General features: G+C 71.0%; 7 protein-coding genes. 6 read left to right on the top strand and 1 reads right to left on the bottom strand.

What is annotated here, in order from left to right:
- Nucleotides 1–26: 26 nt before the first annotated feature.
- Complete coding sequence (locus BN1187_RS04780) at nt 27–3353, bottom strand: transglutaminase family protein (RefSeq protein WP_040159208.1); 3327 nt, start codon at nt 3351–3353, stop codon at nt 27–29.
- 116 nt (nt 3354–3469) lie between these two features.
- Between BN1187_RS04780 and BN1187_RS04775 the strand changes: the two genes are divergently transcribed.
- From BN1187_RS04775 to BN1187_RS04750, 6 genes are all read left to right on the top strand, one after another.
- Nucleotides 3470–4657 (top strand): amino acid aminotransferase, encoded by a 1188-nt coding sequence (locus tag BN1187_RS04775; protein WP_040159206.1) that lies wholly within the window; start codon nt 3470–3472, stop codon nt 4655–4657.
- Nucleotides 4658–4724: 67 nt separating this feature from the next.
- Nucleotides 4725–6992: a glycoside hydrolase family 65 protein gene (locus BN1187_RS04770; protein ID WP_052462291.1), complete on the top strand. Its 2268-nt coding sequence runs from the start codon at nt 4725–4727 to the stop codon at nt 6990–6992.
- Between the two features lie 42 nt (nt 6993–7034).
- Nucleotides 7035–7859, top strand: coding sequence for a methyltransferase domain-containing protein (locus BN1187_RS04765; protein ID WP_040160016.1), 825 nt, complete (start codon nt 7035–7037; stop codon nt 7857–7859).
- A gap of 73 nt (nt 7860–7932) precedes the next feature.
- A complete protein-coding gene (locus BN1187_RS04760) occupies nt 7933–9153 on the top strand; it encodes a TIGR04053 family radical SAM/SPASM domain-containing protein (RefSeq protein ID WP_082034497.1) in 1221 nt (406 codons plus the stop codon).
- A gap of 149 nt (nt 9154–9302) precedes the next feature.
- On the top strand, nt 9303–12680 hold the full coding sequence (locus tag BN1187_RS04755; RefSeq protein WP_040159204.1) for a pyruvate carboxylase: 3378 nt from the start codon (nt 9303–9305) through the stop codon (nt 12678–12680).
- Between the two features lie 92 nt (nt 12681–12772).
- Nucleotides 12773–13420 (top strand): hypothetical protein, encoded by a 648-nt coding sequence (locus BN1187_RS04750; protein WP_040159199.1) that lies wholly within the window; start codon nt 12773–12775, stop codon nt 13418–13420.
- Nucleotides 13421–13442 lie beyond the last annotated feature (22 nt).

Raw genomic sequence — 13442 nt, 5'->3', positions numbered from 1 at the left:
GGGGAGCCTAGGCCGCCCCCGGCCCCTCACCCGTCACGTTCCGCCACTGAACCCGGGGTGTGTCGGCGCAGGTCGAGGGTGACGGGGAACTCGGCCTCGCCGGTGAACGTCGTCTCGGGCCACGTCGAGGTGTCGACGAAGCCCCCCGTCAGGCCGAGCTCCTCGAACCGCGACTCGCGCCGCGACTCGGCCTCCACCGCGTTGACCGGGGTGGTGTCGTAGCTGCGTCCGCCCGGATGGACGACGTGGTAGGTGAAGCCGCCCAGGGAGCGGCCGTTCCATGTGTCCACCACGTCGAACGTGAGCGGGCTGTGGACGCCCATGGTGGGGTGCAGCGACGACGGGGGCGCCCACGCCCGGTACCGGACGCCCGCGACCTGGGTGCCCGTCCGGATCGTGTGCAGCGGGACCGGGACGCCGTTGCAGGTGACGCGGTGGCGTCCCTCGACGAGGCCTGTGGCCATCACTTGCACCCGCTCGACCGAGCTGTCGACGTAGCGGGCGGTGCCGCTGGAGGTGGCCTCCTCGCCCAGCACGTTCCACGGCTCGATGGCCTGGCGCAGCTCGAGGTGCGCGCCGGCGATGTCCCGCTCGCCGAGGCGCGGGAAGCGGAACTCGAAGAACGGGTCGAGCCACGCCTTGTCGAACCGCAGGTCGGTGGACGTGGCCAGGAAGGCGTTCACCTCATCGATCACGCCGTCCAGGTCGAGGCGCGCGTACTCCGGCAACAGGAAACGGTCGTGCAGGCGCGTCCCCCAGCGGACGAGGTCGTGGGCGTACGGCTCGGCCCAGAACCGCGCGACCAGGGTGCGCACCAAGAGCGTCTGCACCAGGGCCATGCGGGAGTGCGGCGGCATCTCGAAGGCGCGCATCTCGAGCAGGCCGAGGCGTCCGCGCTGCGAGTCGGGGGAGTACAGCTTGTCGATGCAGAACTCGGCACGGTGGGTGTTGCCGGTGAGGTCGGTGAGCAGGTGGCGCAGCAGACGGTCCACCTGCCAGGGCGAGACGTCCTCGCCGAGGCGATCGAGCTCGCTGAAGGCGATCTCCAGCTCGTACAGGGTGTCGGCGCGGCCCTCGTCCACGCGTGGCGCCTGGGAGGTGGGACCGACGAAGCGTCCGGAGAACACGTACGACAAGGACGGATGGTGCTGCCAGTACGTGATGAGGGAGCGCAGCAGGTCGGGGCGGCGCAGCAGGGGGCTGTCCGCGGGGGTCGCCCCGCCCAGGGTGAAGTGGTTGCCGCCGCCGGTGCCCGTGTGGGTGCCGTCGACGTCGAACTTCTCGGTGCCCAGCCGCGACCGGCGGGCGTCCTCGTAGAGCGACAGCGTGAGATCGCGCTGCTCCACCCACGAGGACGTCGGCTGCGTGTTGACCTCGATGACTCCCGGGTCGGGGGTCACGGACAGCGTCTTGACGCGCAGGTCGAACGGCAACGGGTAGCCCTCGAGGACGACGGGGAGCTCGATCGCCGAGGCGGACGCCTCGACCGCGGCGACGAGGTCGAGGGCGTCCTCGAGGTGCGTCAGCGGCGGCAGGAACACGAACAGGTGCCCCTCGCGCTCCTCGACGCACAGGGCGTGGTGGGGCGCCTCGGCGACGTCCAGGACGTCCGCAGGCTCCGCGGCCTCACCGGAGATCTCCGGCAGGGGGCCGAGCTCCTCGAACGGGGAGCGTTCGGGCTCGTAAGGAGGGCCGTCCCAGGCCAGGGACGCCAGCGGCAGCCGCAGCCCCACCGGCGACGTGCCGGGGGTCAGGTAGAGGTGCCTGCGACGCGTGCGCCACTGCGAGGTGCCCCAGCGCTCCCCGTCCTCGGTGCGGAAGATCGGCACGACCCAACCGGCGGGGTCGGTGCGGTCGGCATCGAACCGGTCGACGATCGCCCGCCGGCCCTCGGGGGTGTCCTCGCCGGGATCCGGGTCGAACGCGGGACGCTCGTCACCCTCGGGCGCGAGGGCCTCTTGGAGGGCGTCGTTGAGGACGTCCTCGTAGGCCGGCAGGACGAACGTCTGCGGGATGCCCATCTTCGCGGCGATGTACAGCGCAAGGTCGCGGGCGGCGATCCTCGCCTCGGCCGAGCCGGCCGGGACGACCGGGTCGCGCCACGGGTCGTCGGCGAGATCCGGGTCCTCCCAGATCGGGACGCCGTCGGCGCGCCACGTCATGGTCAGCTGCCAGCGGGGCAGCGGCTCGCCCGGGTACCACTTGCCCTGCCCGTGGTGGATCAGGCCGCCGGGAGCCCAGCGATCGAACAACCGCGTGGCCAGGTCGTGGGCGAGCGCGCGCTTCTCGGGGCCATCGGCGGCACCCTGCCACTGGGGTGAGGAGGTGTCGTCGGCCGACACGAACGTCGGCTCCCCGCCCATCGTCAGCCGGACGTCCCCGGCGCGCAGCAGCCCGTCCACGTGCTGGCCGAGGGCGTCCGCGGCCGACCATTGCTCGTCGGTGTACGGCTTGGTGACGCGGGGGTCCTCGTGGATGCGGCGCACGGTGTTGGAGAAACTCATGGTCACGTCGACCGGCGCGGTCGCGCCCGAGATGGCGGCGGACGATGCGGGGTCGGGGGTCGCCGACAGCGGGATGTGGCCCTCGCCGGCGAACAGGCCGGACGTGGCGTCCAGGCCGATCCAGCCCGCGCCGGGGACGAACACCTCGGCCCAGGCGTGCAGGTCGGTGAAGTCCTCAGCAGGCCCGGACGGCCCCTCCAACGGGGCGACGTCGGCGGCGAGCTGGATGAGGTACCCCGAGACGAAGCGGGCCGCCAGCCCCAACCTGCGCAGCACGGCGACCAGCAGCCAGCCCGAGTCGCGGCACGAGCCGATGCCTCGGTCGAGCGTGGTGTCCGGGTCTTGGACGCCCGCCTCCATGCGGACGCTGTAGGCGACGTCGCCGGTGACGGCCTGGTTGACCATCACGAGGAAGTCGACGATCCGCATCCCCTCGTCCGGCACGTGGATGGTGCGCTCGATCCAGTCGTCCAGGCGGCTCGCCTCGATGGGACGGAGGTAGGGCGCCAGGTCGCGTGCCATGGCGTCCGGGTAGCTGAACGGGAAGGTCTCGGCGTACTCCTCGACGAAGAAGTCGAAGGGGTTGATGACGGTCATGTCGGCGATGAGGTCGACCGTGATGTCGAGCTCGCTCACCGGGTTCGGGAAGACGAGCCGCGCCAGGTAGTTGCCGAAGGGGTCCTGCTGCCAGTTCAGGAAGTGATCGCGCGGGTGGACGGTCAGCGAGTAGGCGCTGATCGGCGTCCGCGTGTGGGGGGCCGGTCGCAATCGGACCTCGTGCGGATAGACCCGCACCGGCTCGGCGAACGTGTAGGTCGTGCGGTGTTGGAGGGCAACCCGGATCGTCACCCTGGGAAATCTAGTGCCCAGGGCACCCGTTGTCTGCGGTGGACGTTCCGCCGACGTTTCCGAGCGGACCCGCTCCGGATCGGTAGAGTGAGCCAGCGACCGAAAGGATCCCCATCATGACTTTGTTCTCGTCCGTCGAAGCCGCGCCCGCCGATCCCATCCTGGGCCTCACCGAGCAGTTCAACGCCGACACGAACCCGGCCAAGGTCAACCTCGGCGTCGGCGTCTACCAGGACGAGAACGGCCGCCTGCCGCTGCTGGGCTGCGTCCGCGTCGCCGAGGAACGGCTGCAGGAGAAGGCGACCCCGCGGGGGTACCTGCCGATCCCCGGCATGGCCGCCTACGACGCCAACGTGAAGAAGCTGGTCTTCGGGCCGTCCGTCGAACAGGACCGCGTGGTCACCGTGCAGGCCCTCGGCGGCACCGGCGCCCTCAAGGTCGGCGCCGACTTCCTGCGCACGCTGAGCGCGGACGCGAAGGTCCTCATCTCGCACCCGAGCTGGGAGAACCACCGGGCGCTGTTCACCCGCGCCGGCTTCACGGTGGAGGAGTACCGCTACTACGACGCGGACGCCCGCGGCATCGACTTCGCGGGGATGATCGCCGACCTGGAGGCCGCCGAGGCCGGCACGATCGTCGTGCTGCACGCGTGCTGTCACAACCCGACCGGCTACGACCTCGACGCCGAGCAGTGGGGCACGGTCATCGAGACGGTCAAGCGGCGCAACCTGACGCCGTTCCTCGACATGGCCTACCAGGGCTTCTCCGAGGGGCTCGAAGAGGACGGCCTCGTCGTCCGCCGGTTCGCCGCCGAGGTGCCGTCGTTCTTCGTGTCGACGTCGTTCAGCAAGAGCTTCAGCCTGTACGGCGAGCGCGTCGGCGCCCTCTCCATCGTCTGCTCGGACGCCGCGGAGGCGGCCCGGGTGATGTCGCAGGTGAAGATCGTCATCCGCACGAACTACTCGAACCCGCCCACGCACGGCGCCGCGATCGTCGCGACCGTCCTGGACGACATCGCGCTGCGCGCCCAGTGGGAGGGCGAGCTCGCCCAGATGCGCACCCGGATCAAGGCGATGCGCGTCGCGCTCGTGGAGGGCCTGAAGGCCGCCGGCGTCGCACAGGACATGAGCTTCATCACCGACCAGGTCGGCATGTTCAGCTACTCCGGGCTCACCAAGGAGCAGATGCAAAAGCTCCGTCACGAGTACGCCGTCTACGGCACCGACGCGGGCCGCATCTGCATCGCGGCGTTGAACCAGGCCAACGTGGAGTACGTCGCGAAGGCCATCGCCGCGGTCCTGTGAGGCGCGGGCCGCGGCAGCGGCTCAACGCGGGAGAAGGCCCGGCAAGACACAGCGAGGAGGCTGACAGGTGGCCGTGACCGGGGACGTTCCGGCAACGCAGGACGAGCAGGACGACGGCTGGGTCATCGTCGAGGACGCCGTCCCGGAGCCCGAGCGCGTGCGGCACCGCGAGACGGTGTTCACGATCGGCAACGGCGCCCAGTGCGTCCGGGGCAGCTTCGAGGAGGGGCTGGCCGGCGAGGATCCGGCGACGTTCCTGCACGGGGTCTGGGACGACGAGCCGGTCGGGATGAGCGAGCTCGCCAACCTGCCGCGCTGGATCGGCGTGGACGTGTGGGTGGACGGCGAGCGCGTCAGCCTGCGCCGCGGAGTCGTCGAGGACTACCACCGCCGGCTCGACCTGCGCACCGGGCTGCTCACGCGGACGGCGCGCTGGCGTGCCAACGACGAGGCCCCGGCCGTCACCTTGGCCTTCGAGCGGTTCGTGGACGCGTCGCGTGCCGGCGGCTCGGCCGTCCGGGTGAGCGTGACCGCGGACGCGGACGCCAGGGTGCGGCTGCGCGCACCGCTGGACAGCCACGTCGAGAACACCGGGCGCGTGCACTTCGACCACGTCGGGCAGACGTCCGACGAGTGGGCCGCCTCCCTGCGGGTCCGTACCCGCGCCACCACCATCGAGGTCGCCCAGGCCGCTGTCGTGACGCTGCAGGGCGCCGGGTCGAAGGCGTGGGGCAGCGATGCCGACGGAGCGCCGGCCGTCGAGCACGAGTGCGAGCTGACGGCCGGGACGACCGCCGTGCTGACCAAGTACGTCGCGACGATCGCGTCGGTGAGCTCCGCGGACCCGGTCGGCGAGGCGTTCGGCCTGGCCCGCGAGCTGGCGGACGCCGGCTGGGCGGCGGTGCTGGCCGGCAGCTCCGCCGTGTGGGCCGACCGCTGGGCGGCGAGCGACATCGTCGTCGACGGTGACCCGGAGGCGCAGATCGCGTTGCGCTACAACCTGTTCCAGCTGCAGATCGCCGCCCCGCGGTTCACCGACCGGGCGAGCATCGGCGCGAAGACGCTGAGCGGCTTCGGCTACCGCCACCACGTGTTCTGGGACACCGAGTCGTTCATGCTGCCGCTCTTCGTCCACACGGAGCCCGAGGTGGCCCGCAACATGCTCGCCTACCGCTGGCACGGGCTGGCGGGCGCGCGGGCGAAGGCTGCGGCGAACGGCTACCGGGGCGCGCAGTACCCGTGGGAGTCGGCCGGCGAGGGCGTCGAGGTGACGCCGACCTGGGTGCCCGACCTGAACGACCGCACGAAGCTGGTGCGGATCTGGACCGGCGACATCGAGATCCACATCACCGCCGACATCGCGTTCGGCGTCCTGCAGTACTGGGGCGCGACCGGCGACGACGACTTCATGCGCGACATGGGCGCCGAGATGGTCCTGGACGGCGCCCGGTTCTGGGCGTCCGCGGCCACGCTCGAGAAGGACGGTCGCTACCACTTCCGCGAAGTCATCGGCCCCGACGAGTACCACGACCACGTGGACGACAACGCCTACACGAACTACTTCGCCCGCTGGCACCTGCGGGCCGCGGAGGACGTGTGGAGGTGGCTGTCCGACAAGCATCCGCAGCGCGCGGCCGAGCTCGGGGAGGCGCTGGCGATCGACGACGAGGCCCGGGCCTCCTGGAAGACCGTCGCGGCCGGCATGTTTCTGCCCCTGGACGAGAAGACCGGGCTCGTGGAGCAGTTCGAGGGCTACTTCGCCCTGCCCGACGCCGATATCGAGCTGCTGCGCAGTCCCGAGCGCACCGAGTCGATGCAGCAGATCGACGGGATCGAGGGGTGCGCGAGGACGCAGGTGCTCAAGCAGCCGGACGTGATGATGCTGCAGTACCTGCTCTCGGACGAGTTCACGTCCGCGCAGCTCCGGGCCAACTACGCCTACTACGACCCGCGCACCGACCACGAGTTCGGCTCCAGCCTGGGGCCGTCAATCAGCGCCGTGATGGCCTGCCGGGCCGGGGACTCCGAGCGCGGCTACGACCACTTCCTGCGCGCGGCCCGGGCCGACCTGCTGGACGTGCGGCACAACGCGTCCGACGGCATCCACGGGGCGTCCGCGGGCGGCATGTGGCAGGCGGCCGTCTACGGCTTCGCCGGGCTGCGGTTGACGGCGGACGGGTTCAGCACGCACCCGCAGCTGCCGGCGTCCTGGAAGAGCCTGACCTTCACGTTCACGCACCGCGGGGAACGGCACACCGTGACGGTCACGAACGAACCGGAGCCGACCGAGCGGACGCCGGCCGGGCCTCGCGGCGAGGATTCGAATCGCGCGTGAGACCCGCCGGCGGCGTTGGGGGTCGCGCCTAGCGTGGGCGTCATGGCCACCAGGAGCGCAGGCACCTACGTCCACGGGCACCACGCCAGCGTGCTGGCGTCCCACGGGACCCGAACGGCGGAGAACAGCTGCGGCTACGTGCTCGACCGGCTGCGGCCCGGTCAGCGCGTGCTCGATCTCGGTTGCGGTCCCGGGTCGATCACCCTCGACCTCGCCGGGCGGGTGGGGCCGGACGGCCGCGTGACCGGCGTGGACGCCGCGGAGCCCGCGATCGCGGCGTCCCGGGAGGCCGCCGACCGCCGGGGCGACCGTGTCACTGCGTTCGTCGTCGGCGACCTGTTCTCCCTCGACATCGAGCCGGCGTCCTTCGACGTCGTGCACGCCCATCAGGTGCTGCAGCACGTGCTCGACCCCGTCGGCGCGCTGCGGGCGATGGGAAGGTATTGCCGCCCCGGTGGCATCGTCGCCGTCCGCGACGCCGACTACGGCGCCATGGCCTGGTACCCCGAAGTCGACGAGCTCGCCCGGTGGCGCGAGCTGTACCGCAGCCTCGCGCGGTCGACGGGTGGTGAGCCGGACGCGGGACGCCGGCTGCGGGCGTGGGTGCGGGAGGCCGGCCTCACGGTGGAGTTCGCGGGCTCGTCCTCCTGGACGTACGCCACCGCCGAGTCCACCGCCTGGTGGGGACGCTCCCAGGCGGACCGCGTCCTGAACTCGTCCTTCGCCGATCGCGCCGAGGCTCACGGCGTGACGCGTGCCGAGCTCGAGCGGATCGCCGACGGGTGGCGTCGCTGGGGCGACGACCCGGACGCCTGGTTCTTCCTGCCGCACGGTGAGGTCATCGCGCGGCCGGGCGGCGCCGGCTGAGGATATCCGGATTCCTCCGGGATCTCTGGAGGAATGGGCACGTACTACCGTGGGTAGTAGCTAGCATGGCGACATGCCGCACCCGCACTCCGTGACTTTGCCCGCGCCGACCACCGGTCATCCCGGTGGACACCCAGGAGGTCACCCCGGAGGGCATCCGGGCGGGCACCCGCACGCGGGGGCGTCCCGACGGAGCCTGGACTTCGACAAGGCGCCGTTCATCGCGATCTGGGAGACCACCCAGGCCTGCGACCTGGCCTGCCAGCACTGCCGGGCGAACGCGCAGCCGCTGCGCGACGCGGGCGAACTGACCACCGCCGAGGCGAAGGCGATGATGGACCGGCTTCGCGAGTTCGGGCCGATCGTGTTCGTGTTCTCCGGAGGCGACTGCTTCAAGCGTCCCGACATCGTCGAGCTCGTCGAGTACGGCGCCAAGCTCGGCATGAGGATGGGCATCACGCCGGCGACGACGCCGCTGGCGACCAAGGAGTTGATGGCCGAACTGAAGTCGGTGGGGCTGACCCGCCTGGCGATCTCCCTGGACGGCTCGAACGCCGCCATCCACGACGAGTTCCGCCGCGTCCACGGCAGCTTCGATCACGGGCTGCGCATCCTGCGCGAGGCGCAGGAGGTCGGGCTGTCCACCCAGGTCAACACGGTGATCCGCAAGGCGAACCTCGACGACATGGACGCCATGTGCGAGCTCATGACCCAGCTCGGGGTCGTGTTCTGGGAGGTCTTCTTCCTCGTCCCGATGGGCCGGGCCAAGAAGGAGGACGTGGCCGGTCCCGAGGGCTTCGAGGAGGTCTTCCACAAGCTGTACGACCTGTCGAAGACGGCTCCGTTCGACATCAAGGCGACGGCAGCCCCGCAGTACTCGCGCGTCGTGATGCAGCGCAAGCGCGCCGAGGTGCGCGCGGGGGAGTCCGACGAGGACGTCCGCGACGTGATGACCCGCGGCATGCACTACAGCCAGTCCGACGGCATCGGCCGGGCCCGCAACGTCAACGACGGCGATGGGTTCATCTTCATCAGCCACACCGGCGACATCTACCCCTCGGGGTTCCTGCCCGTGAAGGCCGGCAACATCCGCGAGACGGACATCATCGACATCTACCGTCACTCGCCGGTGTTCACCGACCTGCGCGATCGCACCCTGTTGAAGGGCAAGTGCGGGGTGTGCGGCTATCGGGACGCCTGCGGCGGTTCCCGCGCCCGCGCCTACGCGATGACCGGCGACTACCTGGCCGAGGAGCCGTTCTGCGCCTACACCCCATCGCGAGCGCGCGGCTGACGACGCCCTTCTGCGCCGCCGGCCCCACGTGCGGCTGCTCGCTCGCGCCCGGCGTCCTGCGGCGCGGTCCTCTATCGCGGACGTCCGGCGGGAATGCCATCGACACCCTCTAGATTGAGCGCACTGTCTCTTCGGCTAAGGGGTCTGCGATGTTCACGAAGGTGCTGGTCGCCAACCGCGGCGAGATCGCCGTGCGCGCGTTCCGTGCGGCGACGGAACTCGGCATCACGACGGTCGCGGTGTTCCCCTACGAGGACCGGCTGTCGGAGTACCGGCTGAAGGCGGACGAGTCGTACGAGATCGGCGAGGTCGGTCACCCCGTCCGCGCGTACCTCGACATCGAGGGGATTGTGCGCGCGGCCAAGGAAGCGGGCGCCGACGCCGTCTACCCGGGCTACGGCTTCTTGTCGGAGAACCCCGACCTGGCCAGGCGCTGCGCCGAGGAGGGCATCACGTTCGTGGGGCCGTCCGAGGACGTGCTCAAGCTCACCGGCAACAAGGCCCGCGCGATCGCGGCCGCCCGGGAGGCGGGCCTACCCACACTGCGCGGCTCCGAGCCGTCCGAGGACGTGGCGACGCTGGTCGCCGCAGCGGACGACATCGGCTTCCCGCTGTTCGTCAAGGCGGTCAGCGGTGGCGGTGGACGCGGCATGCGCCGGGTGGACGACCCGACCAAGCTCGAAGCCGCTCTCACCGAGGCGATGCGCGAGGCCGGCAGCGCGTTCGGCGACAGTCGCATGTACCTCGAGCAGGCCGTGCTCAGCCCGCGGCACATCGAGGTGCAGATCCTCGCCGACGGCGAGGGCCAGGTGATCCACCTCTACGAGCGCGACTGCTCTCTGCAGCGCCGCCACCAGAAGGTCATCGAGCTGGCCCCCGCGCCGAACCTCGACGCCGGACTGCGCGAGCAGATCTGCGCCAGCGCGGTCGCGTTCGCCGAGCACATCAACTACGTCAACGCGGGCACTGTGGAGTTCCTCCTGGGCGAGGACGGCCGCTACGTCTTCATCGAGATGAACCCCCGCATCCAGGTCGAGCACACGGTCACCGAGGAGGTCACCGACGTCGACCTCGTGAGCAGCCAGTTGCGCATCGCGGCCGGGGCGACCCTGGACGACCTGGGGCTGCATCAGGAGACCATCCAGACCCGTGGCGCCGCGCTGCAGTGCCGCGTCACCACCGAGGACCCGGCCAACGGCTTCCGTCCCGACACCGGCCACGTCAGCGTCTACCGGACGCCGGGCGGCGCGGGTATCCGCCTGGACGGCGGCACCGTGTTCGCCGGGGCGGAGATCGGCGCCCACTTCGACTCGATGATGGTGAAGCTCACCTGCCGCGGCCGCGACTTCTCGACCGCGGTCCGCCGGGCGTCCCGCGCGCTGAGCGAATTCCGCGTCCGCGGCGTCTCGACGAACATCGGGTTCCTCAAGGCCGTCCTCGCCGACCCGGACTTCCGCTCGGGCCACATCACGACGTCCTTCATCGACGAGCGCCCCTGGTTGCTCACCGGCCACGAGTCCGCCGACCGGGCGACGAAGCTGCTCACCTACCTCGCCGAGACCACCGTCAACAAGCCCCACGGCGACCCGCGCACCCCGATGATCGCCCGCGAGAAACTGCCGAACATCGACCTCACATCCCCTCCGCCGGACGGTGCGCGCCAGCGGCTGCTCGCGCTCGGGCCGAAGGGCTTCGCCGACGAGCTGCGCGCCAGCACGCAGGTGGCCGTCACCGACACCACGTTCCGGGACGCCCACCAGTCGCTGCTCGCCACCCGAGTGCGTACCCGTGACCTGATGAACGTCGCCCCGCACCTCGCGCGCATGCTGCCGCAGCTGTTCTCGGTGGAGGCCTGGGGCGGCGCGACCTACGACGTGGCGCTGCGCTTCCTCAAGGAGGACCCGTGGGCCCGGCTCGACACCCTGCACGAGCTGATGCCGAACCTGCCGATCCAGATGCTGCTGCGCGGCCGCAACACGGTCGGCTACACGCCCTACCCGCTCGCGGTCACCAAGGCGTTCGTGCGTGAGGCGGCGTCCAGCGGCATCGACATCTTCCGCATCTTCGACGCGCTGAACAACGTCGAGCAGATCCGTCCGGCGATCGAGGCCGTCCTCGAGACCGACCATGCCGTCGCCGAGGCCGCCATCTGCTACACGGGCAACATGACCAGCCCGGGCGAGAAGCTCTACACGCTCGACTACTACCTCGCGATGGCCGAGAAGCTCGTCGAGGCCGGCGCGCACATCCTCGCCATCAAAGACATGGCCGGCCTGCTGCGGGCGCCGGCGGCGGTGAAGCTGGTCTCGGCCCTGCGGTCGAACTTCGACCTGCCCGTGCACCTGCACACCCACGACACCGCCGGGGGCCAGCTCGGCACGCTCCTGGCCGCCATCGATGCCGGGGTGGACGCGGTCGACGTCGCGTCGGCGGCGTGGGCGGGGACGACGTCCCAGGTTCCGCTGTCGGCGCTCATCGCGGCCACGGACGACACCGACCGCCCCACCGGGCTCTCGCTGGAGGCGGCGACCGCCCTGGAGCCGTACTTCGAGGGCGTCCGGATGCTGTATGGGATGTTCGAGTCGGGGCTGCCGGGGCCGACGGGTCGCGTCTACCTGCACGAGATCCCCGGCGGCCAGCTGTCGAACCTGCGCCAGCAGGCCATCGCGCTGGGGCTGGGGGAGCACTTCGAGGCGATCGAAGACATGTATGCCGCCGCCAACCGCATCCTCGGCAACATCGTGAAGGTGACGCCGTCCTCCAAGGTCGTCGGCGATCTCGCGCTCGCGCTGGTGGGCGTCGGGGCCGACCCGGCCGACTTCGAGGCCGACCCCCAGAAGTACGACATCCCCGACTCGGTGATCGGCTTCCTCAACGGCGACCTGGGCGATCCGCCCGGAGGCTGGCCCGAGCCATTCCGCACCAAGGCGCTCGCCGGACGCCGCACCAAGCCCGTCGAGACCGAGCTCGCGCCCGAGGACGCCGACGCGCTGGAGCGCGAGCCGCGTCGCACCTTGAACCGGCTGCTGTTCCCGGGCCCGACCGCGGAGTACGAGGCGGCGAGCGAGTCCTACTCCGACCTGTCGGTGCTGACCACCCGCCAGTTCCTGCACGGTCTCGAGCTCGGGGTCGAGCACAAGGTGCCCATCGAGCGCGGCAAGACCCTCCTGATGAGCCTGACCGCGATCGGCGAGGCGGACGAGCGCGGCATGCGCCCCGTGATGGCGACGATCAACGGCCAGATGCGGCAGGTGTGGGTGCGGGACTCGTCGGTGAAGTCGACGGTCACCCAGGCCGAGCGCGCCGACCCGAAGGTGCCCGGCCAGGTCGCCGCTCCGTTCGCGGGCGTGGTGACGCTGACGGTCGAGGAGGGCCAGGAGGTCGCCGCGGGCGAGCAGGTGGCCTCGATCGAGGCCATGAAGATGGAGGCGGTCATCAGCAGCCCGGTCGCGGGCACGGTGAAACGGCTGGCCATCGGGCATGCTCAGGCCGTCGAGGGCGGCGACCTGCTCGTGGTGGTCGAGTGACGCGGGCGCCGCGACACGCCCGGGGCTTGCGGGCGAGTTCGCGGCCTGCCCGACTGTGCCTCTAGGGTCGAGTCGACCCCGAGGAGGAACGCATGACGAACGAGATGCCCGAGAACGAGACCCCCTTCGACGCGACCGAGGACGAGGGTGCCTTCGGCATCACCGACCACGAGTTGCTCGCGCTGGCCAGCATGAGCGGCTCCGATCCCGCCCGCCGCAGCCTGGACGCCGTCGGCATCGCCCCGCTGCTGGAGGACGAGGCGCTCGTCCGCGCCGGCTACGCAACGCTAATGGTGCGCGGGCTGGCGGTGGTCGAGGACGAGATGATCGCCGCCCAGGACGCTGCGAACGCGATCGCCGCGATCATGGCCGAGGCCGTCGATGTGTATCGGCTCATCATCACGTCCGGCGGCGAGCCGGTGATGCGGACGGTGTTCATCAACGCGGCCGAGGGGTCGTTCCTGCTCGACATGTCCGGCGTGGGGGCGCACACGGCACAGCCGCTGGAGCCCGGCCAGAACATCCCCGACATCATCTTCGATGCCGTCTCCGAGCTCGGCTCGGGGCAGGTGCTGCCGCTGCCCATCGGGGTCGAGGTGTCGCACCACACCGCGGCGGGCACCCGCACGGTCAACTTCACGGTCGGCCAGCAGGGCTGGTCGATGAAGGCGGGCGGTGCCCAGCCGATCCAGGGTTCCCCGCAGTCGGTGTGGGCGACGGCCAGGACGCTGCTGGGCTGACGGCTCGATCGCCCGGCGCCGC

The sequence above is a fragment of the Nigerium massiliense genome (assembly GCF_000826085.1).
GTDB lineage: Bacteria > Actinomycetota > Actinomycetes > Propionibacteriales > Propionibacteriaceae > Propioniciclava > Propioniciclava massiliense.
The sequence above is the reverse complement of the archived record's forward strand: the minus strand, read 5'-3'. Positions and strand labels throughout refer to the sequence as shown.